The sequence below is a fragment of the Nitrospirota bacterium genome (assembly GCA_040755395.1).
Classification (GTDB): Bacteria; Nitrospirota; Nitrospiria; order Nitrospirales; family Nitrospiraceae; genus DATLZU01.
On record JBFMAX010000023.1, the window covers coordinates 1 to 19,722 of the forward strand.

Annotated in this window: 18 protein-coding genes and 1 tRNA gene; 7 read left to right on the plus strand and 12 right to left on the minus strand. The window is 56.0% G+C overall.

The window, feature by feature from the left end:
* From AB1555_19025 to AB1555_19045, 5 genes are all read right to left on the minus strand, one after another.
* On the minus strand, nucleotides 1-934 hold a 934-nt coding region (locus AB1555_19025; protein MEW6248782.1), incomplete at its 3' end, for a hypothetical protein.
* Between the two features lie 2 nt (nucleotides 935-936).
* Complete coding sequence (locus AB1555_19030; protein ID MEW6248783.1) at nucleotides 937-2,727, minus strand: hypothetical protein; 1,791 nt, start codon at nucleotides 2,725-2,727, stop codon at nucleotides 937-939.
* A gap of 39 nt (nucleotides 2,728-2,766) precedes the next feature.
* Nucleotides 2,767-4,188, minus strand: a complete 1,422-nt coding sequence (locus AB1555_19035; protein MEW6248784.1) for an N-6 DNA methylase — start codon at nucleotides 4,186-4,188, stop codon at nucleotides 2,767-2,769.
* Between the two features lie 66 nt (nucleotides 4,189-4,254).
* Nucleotides 4,255-4,677 (minus strand): tyrosine-protein phosphatase, encoded by a 423-nt coding sequence (locus AB1555_19040; GenBank protein ID MEW6248785.1) that lies wholly within the window; start codon nucleotides 4,675-4,677, stop codon nucleotides 4,255-4,257.
* A gap of 284 nt (nucleotides 4,678-4,961) precedes the next feature.
* A complete protein-coding gene (locus tag AB1555_19045; GenBank protein ID MEW6248786.1) occupies nucleotides 4,962-6,050 on the minus strand; it encodes an IS630 family transposase in 1,089 nt (362 codons plus the stop codon).
* A 195-nt stretch (nucleotides 6,051-6,245) separates the two neighbouring features.
* Between AB1555_19045 and AB1555_19050 the strand changes: the two genes are divergently transcribed.
* The 4 genes from AB1555_19050 (at nucleotide 6,246) to AB1555_19065 (ending at nucleotide 9,534) form a co-directional block, all read left to right on the plus strand.
* Nucleotides 6,246-6,833, plus strand: coding sequence for a hypothetical protein (locus AB1555_19050; protein ID MEW6248787.1), 588 nt, complete (start codon nucleotides 6,246-6,248; stop codon nucleotides 6,831-6,833).
* Nucleotides 6,834-6,855: 22 nt separating this feature from the next.
* The gene (locus AB1555_19055; GenBank protein ID MEW6248788.1) at nucleotides 6,856-8,748 is read left to right on the plus strand and encodes a DEAD/DEAH box helicase family protein; all 1,893 of its coding nucleotides are present in this window, start codon (nucleotides 6,856-6,858) and stop codon (nucleotides 8,746-8,748) included.
* 145 nt (nucleotides 8,749-8,893) lie between these two features.
* Entirely contained in the window at nucleotides 8,894-9,136 is a 243-nt protein-coding gene (locus tag AB1555_19060; protein MEW6248789.1) for a hypothetical protein, read from the plus strand.
* Entirely contained in the window at nucleotides 9,133-9,534 is a 402-nt protein-coding gene (locus tag AB1555_19065) for a putative toxin-antitoxin system toxin component, PIN family (protein MEW6248790.1), read from the plus strand. The genes AB1555_19060 and AB1555_19065 overlap by 4 nt, the downstream gene beginning before the upstream one ends.
* A 54-nt stretch (nucleotides 9,535-9,588) precedes the next feature.
* On the opposite strand, the gene AB1555_19070 is transcribed toward AB1555_19065, so the two are convergent.
* The 3 genes from AB1555_19070 to AB1555_19080 all read right to left on the minus strand — a co-directional run bounded on the left by AB1555_19070 (nucleotide 9,589) and on the right by AB1555_19080 (nucleotide 11,461).
* Nucleotides 9,589-9,801 carry a helix-turn-helix domain-containing protein gene (locus tag AB1555_19070; protein MEW6248791.1) on the minus strand — a complete coding sequence of 71 codons (213 nt, stop codon included), beginning with the start codon at nucleotides 9,799-9,801 and terminating at the stop codon, nucleotides 9,589-9,591.
* A gap of 65 nt (nucleotides 9,802-9,866) precedes the next feature.
* A complete protein-coding gene (locus tag AB1555_19075; protein MEW6248792.1) occupies nucleotides 9,867-11,021 on the minus strand; it encodes a Fic family protein in 1,155 nt (384 codons plus the stop codon).
* 363 nt (nucleotides 11,022-11,384) lie between these two features.
* Nucleotides 11,385-11,461: transfer RNA gene (locus AB1555_19080), tRNA-Lys, on the minus strand.
* Nucleotides 11,462-11,627: 166 nt separating this feature from the next.
* Between AB1555_19080 and AB1555_19085 the strand changes: the two genes are divergently transcribed.
* On the plus strand, nucleotides 11,628-12,680 hold the full coding sequence (locus AB1555_19085; protein ID MEW6248793.1) for a site-specific integrase: 1,053 nt from the start codon (nucleotides 11,628-11,630) through the stop codon (nucleotides 12,678-12,680).
* Between the two features lie 787 nt (nucleotides 12,681-13,467).
* Here the strand turns inward: AB1555_19085 and AB1555_19090 are convergent.
* Entirely contained in the window at nucleotides 13,468-14,343 is an 876-nt protein-coding gene (locus AB1555_19090) for a nucleotidyl transferase AbiEii/AbiGii toxin family protein (protein MEW6248794.1), read from the minus strand.
* The gene (locus tag AB1555_19095) at nucleotides 14,340-15,176 is read right to left on the minus strand and encodes a type IV toxin-antitoxin system AbiEi family antitoxin (GenBank protein ID MEW6248795.1); all 837 of its coding nucleotides are present in this window, start codon (nucleotides 15,174-15,176) and stop codon (nucleotides 14,340-14,342) included. The genes AB1555_19090 and AB1555_19095 overlap by 4 nt, the downstream gene beginning before the upstream one ends.
* Before the next feature lie 160 nt (nucleotides 15,177-15,336).
* Here AB1555_19095 and AB1555_19100 point away from each other — a divergent pair, with 160 nt between their 5' ends.
* Both AB1555_19100 and AB1555_19105 read left to right on the plus strand, forming a co-directional pair.
* Nucleotides 15,337-15,675, plus strand: a complete 339-nt coding sequence (locus AB1555_19100) for a hypothetical protein (protein ID MEW6248796.1) — start codon at nucleotides 15,337-15,339, stop codon at nucleotides 15,673-15,675.
* A 243-nt stretch (nucleotides 15,676-15,918) separates the two neighbouring features.
* Nucleotides 15,919-16,911 (plus strand): hypothetical protein, encoded by a 993-nt coding sequence (locus AB1555_19105; protein ID MEW6248797.1) that lies wholly within the window; start codon nucleotides 15,919-15,921, stop codon nucleotides 16,909-16,911.
* Nucleotides 16,912-17,031: 120 nt separating this feature from the next.
* Here AB1555_19105 and AB1555_19110 read toward each other — a convergent pair whose 3' ends face one another.
* Nucleotides 17,032-17,544 (minus strand): hypothetical protein, encoded by a 513-nt coding sequence (locus tag AB1555_19110; protein ID MEW6248798.1) that lies wholly within the window; start codon nucleotides 17,542-17,544, stop codon nucleotides 17,032-17,034.
* Nucleotides 17,545-17,653: 109 nt separating this feature from the next.
* Nucleotides 17,654-19,171, minus strand: a complete 1,518-nt coding sequence (locus tag AB1555_19115; GenBank protein MEW6248799.1) for a hypothetical protein — start codon at nucleotides 19,169-19,171, stop codon at nucleotides 17,654-17,656.
* Between the last annotated feature and the right edge of the window lie 551 nt (nucleotides 19,172-19,722).

The following is a 19,722-nucleotide window of genomic DNA, read 5'->3' on the forward strand; positions in this document are numbered from 1 at the left end:
GGCCTTCGGGGCTGTGTTCCTCGGGGAAGTGTTCCCGAATTCGTTCCCATTGGTCGTCGCGCAGTCGCAGCATGAACGTGCTGATACCTAAGTATGTCCATGCTGTCAATGATTTTGAGATAGATTCAATATTGTCCTTGAGTTTCTTTGTGCTGCGCTCGTTCATAAGGTTGTTGTTCGAAGGCACACGAACGAGCTGTGCGCTGCCGGCTCCAGCAAACTTTTCTGTCTTTCGAAAATCTACGGCTCTTGACGGATTAACCCTCAAAGGATGTTTTCCTTTTGGAATCTCATTCCTCGGTACAAAACCAAGGGGACCGGCAACAGCTCCTATCGACCATGCCGCGATGCCGAACTGAGTCGGCGGCATGGATTTAAGGAAGGGCCTTGCTTTGAAAAAGGCCTCCGCGCCGACAATGGAGGCATTCGTCCACGGCTGGCTACCAAGTCCGCCTTGAGGCTCGGTCGCGATACCCACTAACAGACTTACATGGTCAAATTCCATCAACATCAAGCTTTCGCATTGGGTCGCTGCTTTTTTGAGCTTCCTGTCATTCAAGCCATAGACGACTAGGGACGCGCTCTCGCCCTGGGACTTTACGAGCGCATAGGCGGCTTTGACTTCTACTGCCGCCAGCTGCCTCGGCTGTGGCGGCCAGGTCACTTGGCCCTCGGCGTCAACTTCGCACGGAAAAGCCAGGATGTCGACATCGCTATCCGGTTGAATCTTGTGGTACAGCCCATCGCTCTTGGGTAAGCGGCCAACCAGGGCGTGTTTCGGCAAACCTTGGAGGAAGGCGCAAAGCTGAGGAACAAGGCCCAGACTCTGCCACATGTTAGCGGCTAAAATGGGGCCCATCTCGCTCATCAAGAGTTCCACGACTCCTGATTCTATCTTGTCCTCCAGTTCCAGGAGGTATTTCTCATCGCCCATTCTCATTCCCCAAGGGAGGAGCGAATCTCAGCTAGCTCTTCGTCGGTCAGGCTCCAGAGTTTCGCCGCCATGCCATCCAGTTCTCCTTCGAGTCGCTTGACTTCTGCTGTGTCACCAGATGCGGTAGCCTGGTGGGCAGCCTCCGACACTTCAGCCAAGCTCACGTGCGTTCTATCCCTCTTCGAGAACTTTGGGACGGCGATGTTTTCAAGGATATGTGTGGTCATCTGAATTTCGACGGCATATGCCGCAACCGCTAAGCGTGCCGGAGAGGAATTCAGAACAGCGCAGAGATAATGAGCCTCCTCTGCGGAGTTCAGGTCCACCATCATTAGCTTGTGATCCGGAATAACCGGCCGTCGTTTGACTGGGCCGATAATAGCTGCTGTCAGTCCGGCCGCCTGCTCTCGCCACACCACCTTATAGGGAGCGAAAGTGTATTCGCCGATGTTGAAGATGGAATAGAAGGGAGCATCCTCTTTGAAGTAGCGGCGGAAGGCTGGTCGTTTCTGTAGCATTGCCTCAAAGCGTTTGAAGTAGGAGTACGTCCTGGGAAACTCCGTTTGCATCCGTTTAACTGGGATCGCCTTGAGTCGCATCTTGGGCTCATGAGTAAGGATGATATTGGCTTCGGGAGTTGCCTTCCAACGTGCAACGTCTGCACCTCGAAGAAGCGGATATACGAGACTCGATTCAACTGCAGCTTGTATCCTGTCCACCTTTTTCTTGGCACGTTCGGTGATGTTAGCCACGAGCGACAGTCCACCGGGCCTTTCCCCGAGAACTTCTACCCAGTAAACAGCGTTAGCCCCGCCGGTAAATGTCCCGGCTCTTGCTGTGTAATCGGACGCACCAAGTATCTTGTGCAGGGCCTTTAGTGCTCTCGGCTTGGCGGTGAGCCAGGCCGATGTTTTATCTCTGGCGTCAACAGGTTCGGCATCCCATTTCCGGAAAGTGACAAGCTCCTTTGTGACATGCTCATAAGGGGTATCAAAACCAATGGCGCTTCCACGTCCCGCCTTCTTCTTGACCCAGTATGAATAGGGCAAGGGGTACCGGATCGGATAACCCTTGCCGAAGACCGCGACGCTAGTCCTGTTCGTGGCGCCTTCGAATGGCTTGAGGTCGACCATGTCCTCGACCACAAGCGGTCCAAAAGTTGTCTTATCAGGCAGAGCGAAACGACGGAAGCCCTGGCCTGCACCAGACGTCTTGAAGAGGCTCTGCGAGAGCACGAAGCCAAGCTTGCCCTTCGGCTTGAGGTACTTGTCCACTGAGACATAGGTCATCAGCATGGAAATGTCGTACTTGGCCGCGCCAAGAATCGTTTCCATTCCCTTCTCTCGTTTTGGGAACAGCCCATAATGCTCCCAAAGTGGCATGGTGGATCGCCTATACTCGTCAGGCAGGTGTTCCCAGTTCACCCAAGGCGGATTCCCAACAATGTAATGACACTGGTCGAGGAAGAGTGGTGCAAAGGAATTCTTGATGATCCTTGCCCAAACCCCGTTGAGCCCTTCGTTGTGTAACTCGAGAAGACGGTTGTAGAGAATCTTCAGTTCAGGCTTCGCCGCCTCGAATTCTTCATCTGCCAGGTGTGCGCTACCCTTGAGTCGAGTGAGAAACGCCTCTTCGCCGATGCGGTCTTCAACGGCTGTGTCCAGAGTATTGGCCAAGGCGTCCATCCGCTCTCGTTGGGAAAAATGAATAGGTACTCGAAAAACGCCGACGGCTGTTTTCAGCGGATACACGTTCTCGTCGAACAAATCGGTTCCCTGAGCAGGCGTCAGCACGGAATCGGCTTGATAGATGGGAATATCAATGTCACCAGATCAGTGTTTGAGAAGGTCTCCCAAAGCGAGCAGGTAGTTTGTCCGTGCGGCGATCACCGCAAGCGGATTGAGGTCAATCCCGACGACGTTTTGCAGAATGAGTTGAAGGGTCTCACGAGGGTCACGTCCCTTCCGTTCCATTCGCTCACGGATGTACTTGATCAGAATCACAAGAAACGTCCCTGAACCACACGCAGGATCGAGCACACGCTTGGCGGGATCTCCCAGGTCTGCTTCTCCAAGCGTCTGTCGTATGAGCCGCTCGGCCAGCCAGTCTGGGGTGTAGTATTCACCGAGATCGTGACGGATTTCTTTGGGAAGAAGTTTGTGGTAGAGCTTCTTCAGCAAGTCGCGGGCATTTTCCGGTGCGAGTTCCAACGTCCCTGGATCGTATTCCGCCAACCGCTTGATCAAGTCACGAACTGCCTCCTCGATGTCATGATTCCAGGCAGAGAGATACCAGCCGAAGAAATCTCCTTCCAGGAAGTTCCGAATGCCGTACTCGCGGAACAGTCCACCGCGTTCGAGGTCCGCAAGGCTGGCCTTCAACTCGTCAGACCCCTGCGCGGCCATCCTTGACAGTGGGGCGGGTTGTCCTCCAGCGAATCGCGCAGCTGCAAGCGTGGCCACGAGTTTGATCAGCAAGGCGTAATAGGTATGGAGCGCGAAAAAAACCTTTGGCGCCTCGGCATATTTGGGGTCGAGACCCATGCCTTTTACGAATGTACGGAATTCTTCCTTGCTTTCAATCCGCTCAGCCCATTCTTTGTAGTCCGTGGCCTCGCTGAAAAATTGTCGCCACTGTTCAAACAGTTTGGCCACCAAAGGATGTCGGCTGCTGTGAAGGGTCGCATAGATGGAACGGACTGCCCGCTGCGCACGGAGCGTTCTGGGTCCAAAGTCCTCTACCAAGTTTTCCGGGACAAGTGCTGCGCCAACGGAAAGGGCAAAGAGTAAGCGGAGGAAGAGTTCCACCGAAGCTGAATTGACGGGAGCCGGGTCATCGATCGACCAACCTTCACCGACTCGGCGCACAAAGATGAAGAACCGCCCGTCCGTCGCAACACCAGCTAGACGATGAGCCTCGCGCTTCTCCCTCTTGGCTACATCGAGGATGTAATCTTTGACCTGCTGAATGACCTCTTGGTTCGCACGATTTGAGTTAGCGGCCTTGAGCACACCTGGGCGCTTGTATTCCAAGATGAGCCGGTTGTAGACGGAATCCACCCGCCCGCATGCGACAGAAAACTCATCACGAGGCGTGATCCTGAGATTCGCCGCCACCGCAGCTTCTTCCACCAAGATACGCGCGACCTCTCGCCGGAAATCAGCCTCCGTACCTCCGCGGTTCGCTATCCGCGTCAATGACTGCGACACAGACTTCGCCTGTTCCCTGGCAATTGCATCGAGGTCAATGGTCACCGCTGCCTCCTGTTGATGCTCGGCTATGCTTGAAGTTCAAACGAGAGATGGTCTCGGAAGGGAACATCAAGACGCGAAATCCTTTACAAAAGCTGCTTGCCAATCCGACTCAGGCCAGCCTGACTTACCGCGAGCCTTATGAAGCTGATCGAGATAATCGATAGCTTCGGCAGCACACACGCCTAGCGTGCGAAGAACACACCCAAGAACTGTGCCGGTCCTCCCTCGTCCACCCACACAGTGGACCACTACGCCGTGACCTGATAAAACCTTTTCAGAAATTATTCTTGCAGCGGTGCGGACTCGGGCTCCCTCGCCCACTGGATTATTGGGTGGCCGCCCAGAGACGAGGTTCTGCAACTTGACCGCATAAAGTAATGTCAGTCGGGCAGGGGTATAGGTTGGGCTATCTTCAGCGAGGCACACGAAGTACTCAAACCCAGCTGCACTGATCTCTGCCCAAGGAGTCGTTTTTGTGGGGCTACGCATGCCTGCGAGAGGGACAGGGTCCTTCAAGACCCAATAGAATTCGGATGGGACCCTAAGACCTGAAATGCTAAGACTTGATTCACGCGGCACGAGTAACGGTGGGATTACCAAGAGGTTGGCTCCTGGAGTCAGATCTGAAGAGAGAAGGTACGGGACACCCCTTCCTCACACGAACTGTTGTTTGTCGCAGAGGGATACAGTTTTCTTTTCAGGAAATCAACCCGACTTTTAGGCCAGAAGCACTAGAAAATTGAGGTATTGTAAGGGAAGGCTGACATGCAGGACTAGTGTTGCGTCCCGGAAATACGTTCGCAAAGTCTGCGGACCTTCGCCAGGATTGAGTCTGCGGTCGCGGTCCACGCAAAGGGCCGTGCGGTCTTATTATGCGTCTGCACAAAGTGATCGATCTTGGCCACCAATTCTTTGACACTCTGGAAGGACCCACGACGGATCGCCTGCTGAGAGATCCGACGGAACCAGAGTTCGACTTGGTTGAGCCAGGATGCGTACGTCGGCGTGTAGTGGACATGATAGCGGGGGCGCATCGCGAGCCAGGTCCGGACCTTGGGATGTTTGTGGGTGGCATAGTTATCGATGATCAGATGGATATCCAGATCCTGCGGCACACTCGTATCGACATGGCGCAGAAACGCGAGGAACTCCTGATGGCGATGGCGTCGTCGACATTGACTGAGGACGGTCCCGGTCTCCACGTCCAGGGCGGCGAACAACGTGGTGGTGCCGTGGCGCACGTCGTCATGCGTGACGCCCTCGACGTAGCCCAACCCCAAGGGGAGGACCGGTTGCGTGCGATTCAAGGCCTGGACCTGGGTTTTCTCATCCCCGCACAACACCAGCGCCTTGTCCGGCGGATTGAGATAGAGGCCCACGATGTCCCGGACCTTTTCCACAAAGAAGGGATCAGTGGAGAGCTTGAAGGTGCGCTGCCGATGCGACTGCAGCCCAAACATCTGCCAGACACGATGGACCGTGGATTTGGAGATCCCGGTGGCCTCCTCCATCGTGCGGCAACTCCACTGCGTACTGGCCGTCGGGTTGGTGCGCAAGGTCTTCTGCACGAGGCTGGCGATCTCCTCGTCCGTTCGCGTGCGGGGCCGTCCCGGGCGCAGTTCATCGTGCAGGCCCGCGAGGCGATCGGCGACAAAGCGCCGTCGCCATTTGCCCACGGTCGCATTCGTCACGCCCAGCTTCCGGGCGATCGCCGCGTTGCTCAGGCCGTCGTCGGACAACAGGATCATGCGGGCCCGCGTCGCGAGGCCCTGGGGCATCGAACGGGACGCGACCACCCGCTGCAACTGCGCCACCTCGTCAGGTGTCAGCCCCAATGGCGTTTTCGGTCGGCCAGTCTTCATGTGCGCACCTCCTTGGATGAGATGCCCACACAAGACGCAAGACATATGCCACATAGTTATGGGACACTACACTAGGCGACAGGAATGATAGGGAATGTTGTTATGGCTTCGTAGCAAATCCATTTGTCGCTTCCTTGCGGATTTCGTCGGCAAGTTGGAGGATTACGCACACTGGCTATTGGGTTCGAGGTTTTGATGTCACACAACCCCAACCCCGAGGACGGTTCTGATCTCCCTGCTGGCCAGATCGCCGCTCTGCAGCGCCAACTCGAGGCGGCTCTTACTGAATGCCAGCGGTTGCGTGCGGAAAATGAAGCGCTTCGCTCCAGGCTTGGATTCTCTGAGCCTTTCCTCCGCATGGCTCCACCCGCAGCCTCATCTCCGCAACTCTTCATCCAGTCCGATGCTCTCCCGCCGACCAATGAACGTTCTTCGCTTGAACAGAAGATCACCCTGTTCAGAATGCTCTTTCGCGGGCGGGAGGATGTGTACCCACTGTTGTGGGAGAACAGGCAGACGGGAAGAAAGGGCTATGCCCCGGCTGTGAAAGGAGGTTGGTGGAGTCGTAAGCCAGGCATGCAGCCTTCTACCGATGACTATCTGCCGCTGACCGACGAGGTGATTCGTCGGCACCTGGCGGGCCAGCACACGGTCGGCGTGTATCCACTTCTTCCCGATGACACCTGCTGGTTCTTGGCGTGCGATTTTGACGGTAAGGGAAGCCCTGCTTCTTCCCAGCTTTCCCCATTCGGGAAATGCATCCGCTTCCCAGCGCAGTGCTGACACACCCACACCGGTATGGGCCATGGACGCCTTGGCGTATGTGACAACTTGCGAGCAGTATAGCGTTCCCGCCTACTTGGAACGCTCCCGATCCGGAACGGGTGGTCATGTGTGGATCTTCTTCGCGGCTCCAGTGCCGGCCGCTTCCGCCAGACGGTTGGGGCTCTCGCTGCTCCGGGAGACAATGGCCCTGCGGGCTCCCCTCGACCTCACAAGTTACGACCGCCTGTTCCCCAGCCAGGATGTTCTTCCCAAAGGCGGATTCGGCAACCTGATCGCGCTGCCGTTGCAGCGGCAGGCCTCGACGCTGGGAAATACGCAATTTCTGGATCGGGAGCTTCGACCTTGGCCAGATCAATGGGCATTTCTCAGCACAATCCAGCGTCTGTCACCCGACCAACTCGAGCATCTCCTGACTGCACTCGCGCCGGTCATGGTTGGGCCGGAAGCCTGGAGAACCAATCAGGTATGCCGGTTGAACGACCAGCCGGTTCCCGCGAGTATCCACTGTATTGTCGGAGCGGCCTTGTCGATCGAGAAAGCGAGGCTGCCCAGTTGGGTTATCGCCGAGTTCGAACATCTGGCCTCCCTCCACAACCCGGTGTTTTACGAGCGTCAGAAACTCCGCCTCTCCACCTATCGGACCCCGCGGTTCATCCGGTGCTATGAGGAGGATCTCACGCATCTGCATCTTCCTCGCGGCGTCATGGAGAATCTTCAGGCCGTCGCGACCACAGCAGGGAGCAAGCTGGTCGTAACAGACCGCCGCCCGATCCCTGCTCTTAGAGAGTTTCGCTTCAAGGGCACGCTCTCGCCGATCCAGCAAAAGGTTGTGCACGAAGTTGCGAGCCATGAGCAGGGGGTCTTGGTCGCACCGCCAGGAATCGGAAAAACGGTCATGGCCTGCGCTATCATCGCCCAGCGGAATGTCCCAACCCTCGTGCTCGTTCATCGGCAGCCGCTTCTCAACCAGTGGCGAAGCCATATGCAGGAGTGGCTCGGCTTGGCTCCCTCCGAGATCGGGGAAGTCAGGGGTGGCATGTGCCGTGCCGGCGATGCCGTGGACTTGGCGATGATCCAATCACTGCAACGGCGTGAAGACTTGCCTGCTTTCTTTGGTCGGTATGGCCTGCTCGTTGTGGATGAATGCCACCATGTGCCGGCCTTCTCGTTCGAATCTTGTCTGAAGCAAGCTCCGGTTCGGTATGTGCTCGGCCTCACGGCCACGCCATACCGACGAGACGGGCTCCAAGAGCTCATCACGATGCAATGCGGACCGATTCGATATACGGTGTCACCACAGGAAGGGAATGATGGCCAGGATCTGGTGCGTGAGTTGATCGTCCGAGAGACGCCGTTCGAAATGCTGGCCGCTGGAGAGGCATCCATCCAAGAGATCTTCTCGGCATTGGCTGGCGATACTGACCGAACCGCCTTGATCGTGGCAGACGTGCTGGCCGCGGTGCGCGACGGGCGCCGATGCCTCGTCTTGAGTGAACGGCGGGCGCACTGTGAAGCGATGGCAGAACGACTCATCGGAGCTGGCATTCAGCCGTTTGTCCTGAATGGCAGTATGTCGGCGAAGGCGCGAACCAAGATGACCGAGGCGGTCCGTGCGACGCCCCCGGATCAGCCGTTCCTTCTGATTGCAACCGGTCAGTATCTGGGGGAAGGGTTTGATTGCCCGCAGATTGACACGCTGTTCCTGGCTTTTCCGATTTCCTTCAAGGGCAAGCTCATCCAGTACATCGGCCGCCTACTGCGGCCCCGCCCTGGCAAAACGACAGTGCAGCTCTATGACTATGCGGACATTCACTCTCCGGTGCTCAAGCACATGTATACGAAGCGGATGAGGACCTATGAGCGCCTGGGATTCAAGGATTCGCATCCACGCCCTGGCCGCCTTCTGTGCTAGGAGCCAGAGATGCGATCCCGAAAGGTGACCGGTAAACCGATTGTCATCGCGAACCACCGTGAAACTCTCTCGACAGCTTCAAGTGCTCTGCGTAGAATAAAGAAGTTGTTTGCGGCGCGTGGGCGATTCTAACCGGGAGGCTGGCATGCCAACCATCGAAGTCAATGACGAACAGATCCTGCGTTGCCTGGATCAATTATCACCGGCAGGCAGACGGGCGGCGCTTCAGAAGTTACTCGGGGGCTTGGAGCGGCTGGACCGCCTCGTCGAGCGGAACCGAAGCAAGTTGGAATCGGTCTGTCGCGCGCGGGGCGTCGATTTTTCCCGACTCACGGAAGAGGAGCGGGAAACACTCATAGATGAGATTCTCCATGAGCGCGACAAGTGAAAGTCGTTTTCGACACGAACATTCTCGTGTCCGCCATGCTGTGGCGTGGCACACCATACCGCTGTCTGCTGGCAATCCGCGCGGGCCTCGCTGAACTGATCCTCTCGCCTCCCATCATAGATGAGTTCCGGAATGTCTTGGATAAGAAATTTGCCCTGACGAGGGAGGAAGTCGAGGAAGGGATTGCCCTTGTGCAGGAGTCTGCCAGGCTGATTGGAATTCCCGGCACACTGCGAGTGCTAACGGATGATCCAGAGGACGACAAGTTCATTGAAACGGCGCTTGTTGCTGGAGCGCAGTGCCTCGTCTCTGGGGACAAGCATCTTCTGAGATTGGGTGACTACCGTGGAATCAAAGTCATAAGTGCCCGTGCCTTCTTGGACATGCTAGCGGAATAACCATGCACGCTCAAAAATTGGCCAATCGATTCAGTTGAGGCGCATTGCCGCTTTTCAGATTGATGTTCGTGCCAAGGGTTTCACAGAGTTTCTCTCGATCCATGCATCGATAGCCTTGAAATCGAATTTGGTGAGCCGACCAACTTTGACGTATGGGATTCGGCGTTGGCTGACCATCGCGTAGAGGGTGTGGACTGAGAGTCCCGTATACTCCGCCACTTCGCGAATGTTGAACAGGCGCTTTTTTATCGGTTCGGATTCTTTCATCGAAGGATCTTGACCGAATTCCTCATGCTAGGTAGATCAGGCAGAATCGGCAGGAAGTCACCGGCTTAGCGGCCCTTCCCTTTCAACTCGATTGTTTCCATGATCGGTTTTGCGAGATATAACCTCCCCCATGTCCTACCTGTAATTTCCTCCAGCATGCCTTTTCGTTGCAGAAGTGTCACTGTCTGTCGAGCCGTGGGGTTGGAGACCTTCAGGACTCGCTCAGCCCTTGCAGCCGACATGTACGGATTGAGAAAAAGTTCATCGAGCAGGGCCAGTGCTTTCGGTTTGTCTCGGAGGCGGGCACGGAACTTTTCACGCAGATCCATTAAGCGGCCGGCCTGTCCCACGGCCTCAAGAGCAATTTCCGTTACGCCGGCAATGAAGAATCGAAGCCAAGCCATCCAATCTCCATGCGTCCGGACCCGTTGTAGAAGGTCGTAATAGTCTTGGCGACGGGCTTCAATGTAGGCGGACAAGTAGAGTAACGGCTGCGACAACCGGCCTCGCTCCATGAGGAAGAGCGTGATGAGGAGCCGGCCGAGTCGGCCGTTGCTGTCGAGGAACGGGTGAATCGCTTCAAACTGCTCGTGCATGATGGCGCACTGGACCAGATCGGGTAATACGTTCCGTTCATGGAGAAATCGTTCCCAGTCTCCCAGCAGCTCGTCAAGGTATTCCGGCGGAGGAGGGACATAAGGGGCAGTTTCGATGGTGCTTCCGGGAGGGCCGATCCAATTCTGGCTGCGGCGAAATTCTCCGGGAGTCGCTCGGTCCCCGCGGACACCTTTCATGAGCCGCGCATGGATCTCTCGAACAAGCCTCAGCGAAAGCGGCAGCTTGTGTAACCGTTCGAAGCCATACTCCATGGCCGACACGTAATTCCGTACTTCCTGCACGTCGTCATCTTCCGCGCGCTGCTTTGGTTGTCCCATCTCGTCGATCAAGAGATCAGACAAGCTGGCTTTTGTGCCTTCAATGCGGGACGACAACACGGCTTCGCGTCGGACATAGGGAGCGATCAGGAGGTGAGGATTGGGCAGATGCCGCCCGAGTCCAGAGAGTTCGCTGAGAGCGGCATCGGCCCGAGACAGCGACAGCACAAACTGGCTATCGTATTCGAGCGCGGGTGGCAGCTTGGCCGGAATGAATGCTGAATAGCCTGTAGCCGTTCTGATGACTTTCCCTGCGCTTGGGGTGCGGAAGTCTTTTGGATTCATGGCGTGAACACTCTGAATGTCAGGCGACTTTCAAAGCTGCTTTAGTTTTGAAAGAAATGCAACTCATTCTTTCAAAGCCGAAGGGGCTTTGCAAGAACTCTTTTAGACCGGGAACTCTCAAAGGGAGGGAAAAGGCGTCCACACCGATCGGCGATTTTGGGGATAGGGTTTCTGACTTGTTGAGGTTTGAGGAATGAATACTGACGGGTTGAGGACACTCTCCGGTCGGCCAGAGCTATGACCCGGCCTCCGGGTCGCGCAAGCGAGGTTCAGAGAGGGGGACCAGAGTCCTGGAGGGATTTATCCGCCCGTGCTCATGACGAAACGACGATGAAGAGCGGGCGGTACGCACGAAGTGCGGTTTGGTGGACCGTGCAGGGATCGAACCTGCGGCCCGCTGATTAAGAGTCAGCACCAGCATTTACTCTCAGGTACTATCCCTTACCACACCTCTTGACACTTCAACGAGTTGTGATTACGGTCCTCCTCTAGATTACGGTCTAGACCCCGACATTTCGCTCTCTCGTGTCTACACAGCGTCTACATTTCGGCCCGCTGATTAGATCGTGGTGAGCGAGAAGTCAAGCGCGCACGGAGGACGCGTCCATGCCAAAACTCACGAAACGCCTCATCGATGACACTCCGTTCCCATCCTCCGGGCAGGTCTTTCTCCGAGACTGCGTGCTTCGCGGTTTCGCGTTGCGAGTGACGAAGGGAACAAAGACCTTCATTCTGGAGAAACGTGTCAGAGGGAGGGTCAGGCGAATCACCATCGGTCCGTATGGTCCTCTCACGGTTGACCAGGCTCGTAAGCAGGCGGAAGCTCATGTCGGGGCCATCGCGCAAGGCGAAGATCCTGCGCAAGCACGTCAGGACAGGATCAAGGAACCGACCTTTGGCGACCTGGCCATATTGTATGAGCAACGGCATCTCCCCATGAAGCGGTCGGCGAGGGATGACCGGAGCATGCTGGACACGCATCTCAAGGAGTTGAAGACGCGGAAGTTGTCCGACATTAGCCGGAATGAGATCGTCCTACTGCATTCGAAAATCGGGGAAACGGCGCCCTATCGCGCGAATCGCGCCGTGGCCCTGCTCAGAAAGATGTTCAATCTGGCCAAGGACTGGGGAATGTTTCATGGGGAGAATCCTGCAACCAGAATTCATTTCTTCAAAGAAAAAGAACGGGATCGTTTCGTGCGGCCCGATGAATTCCCTCGTGTGTTTGCCGCGATCCTCGAAGAACCGGATGAGTACGTGCGCGGCACTTTTCTCACGTACTTGTTCACTGGAGCTCGCCGCGAAGAGGTCCTCACGATGCGGTGGGAGGACATCAGCTTGGAGCAAGCCGAGTGGCGTATCCCACAGACGAAGGCAGATCGCCCGCACGTGCTTCCCCTGGCGGGACCGCTCCGCGCCGTCTTGAGCAAGCTTCCACGACAAGACGGGAATCCCTATGTGTTCGCGGGGCGCAATGGGTCCCATCGGGTGAACATCAAGCGAGCCTGGGGCCGTATTCGGACCAAGGGAGGCGTCTCGGATGTCAGACTTCACGATCTCCGGCGCACTGTGGGATCATGGCTGGCCGGCAGTGGGGAAAGCCTTCAGTTGATCGGGGCGGTCCTCAACCACAGCAACATCAGCACGACAAGAATCTAAGCGCGACTGGACCTTGATCCACTGCGCAGAGCCTTGGAACAGAACGCGAGCAAGATGTTGCTGACGGTGCACCAGCATTTCCAACGCAAAGGGGAACGGAAGCACAAAAGGAGATCAATTCCCACGCCGTCGCTCCCGGCACTACAGCGGCTTGTGAGCGCCGCTACCAATTAGTTCTGTAGCAGACAAGCAGTGATAGTCCCCCGCATCGATCCTTTGGACTCACTTGGCGGTCGGCTCCATAGGAGCTAAGCGGGAAAACCCGAAGCAGCAAACCGTGTTAGGGGCATCCTGATGGTCACACGAAACAGCAGGACATCGACCCCCGGTGAGACTGCCAAGACACTTGCCAAAGCGTAACCGAATCACTATCGATACTGGTTATATTTGTGCAATTCAACAAGTTCGACTTGCCCAATAGCGCAGAAACCACGTGTGAACGACTGCGGAGACATCGCCCCACGTTGCTCACTCGCTTTGACCTGGAAACAGAAGGCTTCGCAGACTTTTACCTGATTGGCTATTTTACCCGTACGGAAAAATAGCTAATTTGGTAACAATATGCAGAATTGTGGCGATTGTTTCTTGCGCAAAGCGTACGCGCCTTTCTTCGCGCGGCGCATCAGCCGATGTCTGCGCCTCAACCTGAACCCCCTCAGGATGATGAGAGTCCAGGTCTCTGTTCTGGTTAGGTCGCGGGTCGTCTTGTGCCCAAAGTGATGCCACGTCTCAAAATAAGTCGATGCGCGTGCCATGACATCATCAACCAGATTTACAGGGCCACGGGTCACGCTGTGGTCGAAAGGAGAGCTGCGACTTGCGGGCGGAGTTCAGTGATCACGGTCCTAAATGAAGGGAGCCCCGGCACCAGCGGGCCCAGCCACTGGTCCCAAGTCTTCTCGACATAGGTAAGCATGGATTCCTGGAAAAAGTCCTCTGGTCGCCTGAAGCTGACTTTCCGAATTGCGCACTTCTCGGCGAGGAAAGCGGGGAAATCGGAGAGGTCCATGCGGTCCTTGTAGACGCCCAGCACACGCCAGAGGTCATAGTAGTCACGGGCGCGCGATCGGCTCCAGCCACGATGTTCGAGCCTCTCCATGTGCTGGAGGATCGCTCGCAGCTTTTCCGCCACAATCTCTTCCAAGGCGTATACGGAAATCTCCGCCTCGATCGGCTCTCCGTATTCATGAAGGACCTTCCTTTTCCGCGCAGGCTTGAGGAGCTTCTCGTCCATCGCGGTCTCAATCATCACACGTGTCTGAGGCTGTCTCTGCCATGGGAGGCGAGCGCGGATCGTAAAGGCCTCCTGTCCGCCCGGATGCGGTTCCCGCTCGGTATACCGTTCACAGGAGATCTCCACTGGTGCATACACATCGAGCAGCTTCACTGCCGCACTGCAAGCCTCCTGAACAGCTCGTTCCATCGCGCTGCCGGTGGGAACACCTTCCAGCCCGGAGAAGTCCAAGTCCTCTGAGAAGCGGTAATCGCCGAAGTAGCACTTCTTCAGCGCCGTACCGCCCTTAAAAATGAGAGTGTCGCGAAGCGATTCAACCTGAGCGATGCCGGCGAGAATCCAAGACAAGAGGTAATCCCGTTCTAGGGCTTCCCACGGAAGGCCGACGCGCTTGCGTGCTTCCTGAAGGCGTGTGCGGAGAGGCTTCATGCCTTGACCTTTCCGGGAAGGTTCTCTTGAATCATCCAGCGCTTGTTGTAAGGGCCCTTGCGGGGACCAGTTGGATCGAGCGTGCGGTAGCCCTTGATCGGCAGTGCGGCGAGACGTTCGAGCTTGCTCGACTCAACACCTTGGCTTTCCAGTACCCAGCCCAGGCGCTTGGCCGTCGCCGCGTCCAACTTGAGGGCGTACTCGGTGATCCGTTCGACGTTCAGATCCTTGCCTCGTACCTGGAACGCATGCAACACTTCGGCAAAGTCGCCGCAGTATTGCGGCATGGACAGCCCATCAAGCAACGTCCGCTCGGGATCGGTGATCGTTACACGTGCTTCTCCGACCCATACCTTCTCCGTCCCGAAGAACCGCTCCGGCTTGACTTGGATGAACTGGTAGGTGGTCTCGCCTATCGGGTAGCCGTTCCGGACCGTCTTCGCCCTGGCGCCCCGCGCACGAGGAACCGAGGTCTCGGTTGTCGTGAGGACGAAGACCTTCCTCGGTGCCTGCTCAGTCAGCCCGTGGTACTGGAGGGCCGACCAGTGCGAGACCGCAGCCGGATCCACCAGGGCCATGGCGATTTCGAACTCATGGGCTGGCGAGACGCCGGGGACTGTAGACGAGACGGCATAAAGCCCCTTGCGCAGGCGGACCAGCCACCCGGACTTGGTGAGATGGTGGAGCGCCTGGCGCAGGTAGCCGTCTGACAGGCGGACGCCCGGAGCCAACTCGCGGGCCCTGGCGATCGTGAATATCCGGTCGCCTTCAGCGGTCAGCTTTCTGACAAGCTCGACTCCTGGGCCAGAATGGATTGGATTTTCTCTGGACATTGTTCGTCTCTGTCGAACAAACGCGCAACTTGTTCTACCCGGTACCTGGATAGACATAATATGGCAATTGTTCGTCAATATCAAACAATCGCCTCACAAAATCTACAACTTGCACTAGAAACATTTGACATGGAATGCTCAGGCGCGGGTGCGTCTCAAGGTGGCCGATCTCGTAGCCAGTCTGGCCTTGAAGGGGATCGCCATCGGGGAACGGTATGCAGAGAAGGACGCCTACGACATCTATGCGCTCTGCGGCCACACACGCGGAGGTCCCCAAACTGTCGCGGCGGCGTTCAAGCCTTTCATGAGTGAGAAGCCCGTGCAAAAAGGCCTCCGCGCAATCGCTCAGAAGTTCCGTGCCCTGGATGCCGAAGGTCCGACGTGGGTTGCGAAGTTTCTAGGCGGGGGCGATGCGGGAACAGAGACACGGCTCCGGCAGGATGGGTTCATGACCGTTCACGAAGTTTGCCGCCTCCTCGGGCTGGAAAGAGATACTTGATCCTGTCACGCCGGCAGGCCCGCGCGACTTTCCGACTTGCTTCCGGCAGGCGACGATCCGGGAGCATCCTGCGCTGCGCTGGAAGGCGGCTCAACGTTCGACAGCATCGCGATGGGCAGGAAGACGGGTAGGCGAAAACGTGAAAGCACGAAAGCACCGAAAGACTTCCGTTACTTTTTGACTTGCTGCAGTCACAAATGCTTTCATGACGGGAAGCGGTTCGTCGGCAGATCCTATTCTCGAATGATCGACAACCTCATTCCTCTGAATTCCAAGTTCGTTGCCATCGCATTCGATGGTGCGACCTCAGATCTCAGCGAGGTTCTGGCTGTCGCTGAGGGGATATTCTTCTGCCCGAACGCCCCGTTCGAGATAGATCCCCAATGGCGACAGTGGATTGGCACTTTACGGGCAGGCGAGATTGAGAAAGCAAACCTGGTGTTGCTCGCTTCTTCTCCATCCGCCAATCCTCAAGTCCTCGACAACGAGAATCAGGACCTTGAAAGAACCGTATTAAAACTCTGGTACTCGGTTCTCATCCTTGGAGTCCCGGCCTACCGTGGAAGCAATGTTGTTTCTGGAGGCAAAGTTGGAGAGGAAGTCCAAATCCGCCAGGTCTCTCGCCTTCCCACCTTTTATTACGATGCCGAGAGCATGCCTCTTCGGTTTCGTTCAGAATCAGCCCGCGAAGCTGGCTGGATCTTTGGCGTGATCAACCGTGTTTACGATGATCCCAAGAGCGTCCTCCAGCTACGAAGAGGGCTCAAATCCTTTCAGAGAGCTCTAGCTGAGGAACTGGATTATGATCGTCTCCATGGATTTGTCCGTTCACTCGACGCCATCGTGATGACCGAGAAAAGCAAAGGAAGGAGAAACTTCATCAAGCGCTGCAAGCTGTTTGTCCGTACAGATTCGAATACAGAAGCAACTCTTGGGCTGATGTACGATCTCCGCAGCCGAGTTGAGCACCAGGCGGACTGGGATGACCTGTTCCCGGGCGCAAATGAATCGGAACGCTTATGTCAAGCCAACCAGATTACGCGCCAGGCCGAGGTGCTCGCCCGGACGGTGTATCACGTGATTCTGAGAGACGAGTCTCTCTTCTCCCTCTTCGGGAGGTCAGAGGTAATCAGGGCTCTGTGGGCATCAGATGACTTTAGCCATCTGAGTGTCCCTGAAGAGAAGAAGGTAGACTTGTGTGCCATCCCTCCGTCGGCTCGATCACAATTTCTGTAGAAATTGGTGTGCCCTGAGCCGCACTCAATCCCTGACCACCACAGTTGGTTTATATAAGGCCTCGGTACCTGTTTGACTTGAACCTTCCGCCCGATATGTGAATTTCCACCTCTAGTTTTCTTAAGGCGGTCCACTGCCATCAGCAACGGTCATTGTGCAAGACCAGTCGGGGCTGGTTACCTCGATCGTGACAATTGAGATGCCACGTGGCCGAACACTTTGAAGTGCCCTGAACACTTTGAGGCCTCTTTCGGTATGAATGCGCGCGACGATCAGAGTCTTGCCATTTTGTTCGCAGAACGGTACGAGTCCTTCTTGGATGATCGCTCTCAGGCAATCGGGTCCTTTCCCTTTCGTCGGTGAAGCGACTCTCGCAAGGGAAGAGATGTTCACAATATGCGGAGAACTCAGCAAGGGATTCGGGTGCATAGCAACGAGCAGGTACGGTTCGTTTTGCAATTTCGCCACATAGTAAATGCGCTCGTTTCTCGGCAGAGCCCATACAGGCTTCCCGCTGTCAATATTTGCTTTTTCTGCGTGGAACGCCTCCTTCACGTTCTGGCGGCCCTCGCACGACAAGCCTTTGAGCAAGGTATCCGACTCATGAAAGGAAAGCTCAGTGACTTGAATCACCGTAGGTCCCCTCGCCTCTCTGGCCAGGCCACCGCCTACGCTTTCTCGTACACCGTTACTTGCGTCTTCCATCCTTCAGATGCAGTAGGACGCTAAGTCCTCAAGTCAGCTACTTGGTGGAGAGCGTAAAGATATTCCTTGCCTGTGCGGCGGCCTTCATATTGCGGTCATCGGTGACAAGAATGGCATTATGTTCCAAGGCCGACTCCAGGATGGCCTGGTCTCTATCAATGCTCGCGCTTCCATCGAGAACGCTACCTACTTCTTCAAGGGAGATGCGGCCGATCGCTGCGAACTTGGCCAGCCTGTCCAGTTCACGCTTGCCCCCGGCTGTATCGCATTCTTGCCTGCGGACGATGGCGTGGAGCAGCAGTGTAAAGCCTTCGAAGAAGCGGGACCGTTCTAGATCCTTGGAGAGAAGCCCACCGGTGATGATATTAGCGTCGGCAAGAATAAACCCACAGTAGTACCGAAGAGTGAAGCCCATGTCTGGTATGACTCTTTTACACGTCTCATTTACGCATCGGCCTACAAACTGCCCATTGGTGTCCGGTGTTACCAATGCAGCCTTGCTAACTGCACCACACGAAGGACAAACTACGGACAGGCTGGTCACTGAGAGCTTTCCCTTGTTGAACTCCTCAATGAATGAGGGTGACAGGATATCGTCACGTATCGGAGGTCTAAATTTAGCAGCCTTGCCCTTTAACCCGTCCAGGTTCCGTACCGTCTTGAAAGACCGCTTCACAAACCATGGCCAGTTCTGGCCGGTCGCCTTCCAGGCTTCTAGCCAGGCAAGGGTCTCAGCATCACCGGCGTTACCAGAACCAAGTGTGCGACCTGCGATCTTGTATTCGGACGCCTGCTGCAGCGCTTCCATCATCCTTTCGCGCTCACGCTTCGCCAAAATGGAAGCCACACGCCCTTCTACATAGCGATCGTCCGCGCCCGTCGCAATGATCACCTCAGCTCCACTACTTCGGAGCGCGGTGAGGTATCTGGTTAGGGAGCCACCGACCCCATAATCGTCCACCACCACACGGTACCGTCCAGGGTCAATCCCTTTGCTAAGGACTGAAAGGATGCGTTGATAGACCACATCCATGATTTGGTTGAGGTTGAACCGATCAATGTGCCAGGGTGGAATCTTTTCCATTAAGGACTTGAGACCTTTGGCTTTGAACTTGTCAATGAGTTGGAAGAGGTTCTCCCAATAGGATGGGTCTCGCCTCTCCTTCGTGTTAGCAACCGACACTATTGCTTCTAGTTCTGCCGCAAGGACGCCTGGCGCGAGGACTCCAACAAGCACTGTATGGCCGATAACCTCGCCCTTGCCGGTTTCGTCTAGCCCAATGAGCAGCTCGCGGCTTGGCGGTGCGAATCTTGGCCCAACCTTGGAACAAATGAGTTGGCAGGCCCTATGAACCACCGGGTCAGACGAAGCGGTAGCGTAGAGAGTGCCCGACTTGTAGTATGTGATCGTTGCGTCGGATAAGCGGATGCGCCAGACCTCTGCAGCGCCTGTCACCTTGGCGTCCTGACTGCCACCTTCCTGGAGGAGGTAATCCTTGACCTGCAAGGCAATCGCTTCGGAGACACCCGTCCACTTCTGTCCAGGTCCTGGCATTGTTACAGCTCTCCGCGAAATGCTTTGTCCAGAATCACCTGCTCAAGAAGCACTGGGGCTAGACCTCCCCACAACGTGCACTGACCACTCAGAATGTCCGCCTTGGGGTTTGTGGACCTGAACGCTCATCGTTATCATGCATCATGCCTGAAAAGATTCCTATCCCTTTTCTGGTCTTTAGAAGACCGTCTCAAATAGTGGCAACTCGAAAAGATTCCCGGTGCATTTTCTGCTTTTGTCGGAATGCGCACAACACACCCTCACTGCGACCGACCCGGGCTCCAAAAGACTTAGGTACCTTTTCAGTCTTTAGATGCGGCGAAAGAACGATCGACGTGCCCACCTTTTGCATGCATGATTTTATTGAGGAAATTGTGATAAATTTTGCTGCCTCGCTACAGCCATCTTTTCGCAGCCGCTCGTCTGAGGGAAAGTCGTAATGGATGGACCCAACGACAGTACTCCCTCTTCACTACCGGATCAGGAAGTCCGCGATCGCGCCATTCGGCTTTTCACATTCCTGAGAGAGATAACCGAGCTCCGTTCTAAGA

Excerpts from the sequence above, each read along its gene's own strand:
- AB1555_19040 (MEW6248785.1), bottom strand. The coding sequence starts at position 4,677 with ATGCGTAGCCCCACAAAAACGACTCCTTGGGCAGAGATCAGTGCAGCT.
- AB1555_19045 (MEW6248786.1), bottom strand. The coding sequence starts at position 6,050 with ATGAAGACTGGCCGACCGAAAACGCCATTGGGGCTGACACCTGACGAG.
- AB1555_19050 (MEW6248787.1), top strand. The coding sequence starts at position 6,246 with ATGTCACACAACCCCAACCCCGAGGACGGTTCTGATCTCCCTGCTGGC.
- AB1555_19055 (MEW6248788.1), top strand. The coding sequence starts at position 6,856 with ATGGACGCCTTGGCGTATGTGACAACTTGCGAGCAGTATAGCGTTCCC.
- AB1555_19060 (MEW6248789.1), top strand. The coding sequence starts at position 8,894 with ATGCCAACCATCGAAGTCAATGACGAACAGATCCTGCGTTGCCTGGAT.
- AB1555_19070 (MEW6248791.1), bottom strand. The coding sequence starts at position 9,801 with ATGAAAGAATCCGAACCGATAAAAAAGCGCCTGTTCAACATTCGCGAA.
- AB1555_19075 (MEW6248792.1), bottom strand. The coding sequence starts at position 11,021 with ATGAATCCAAAAGACTTCCGCACCCCAAGCGCAGGGAAAGTCATCAGA.
- AB1555_19085 (MEW6248793.1), top strand. The coding sequence starts at position 11,628 with ATGCCAAAACTCACGAAACGCCTCATCGATGACACTCCGTTCCCATCC.
- AB1555_19090 (MEW6248794.1), bottom strand. The coding sequence starts at position 14,343 with ATGAAGCCTCTCCGCACACGCCTTCAGGAAGCACGCAAGCGCGTCGGC.
- AB1555_19095 (MEW6248795.1), bottom strand. The coding sequence starts at position 15,176 with ATGTCCAGAGAAAATCCAATCCATTCTGGCCCAGGAGTCGAGCTTGTC.
- AB1555_19105 (MEW6248797.1), top strand. The coding sequence starts at position 15,919 with ATGATCGACAACCTCATTCCTCTGAATTCCAAGTTCGTTGCCATCGCA.
- AB1555_19115 (MEW6248799.1), bottom strand. The coding sequence starts at position 19,171 with ATGCCAGGACCTGGACAGAAGTGGACGGGTGTCTCCGAAGCGATTGCC.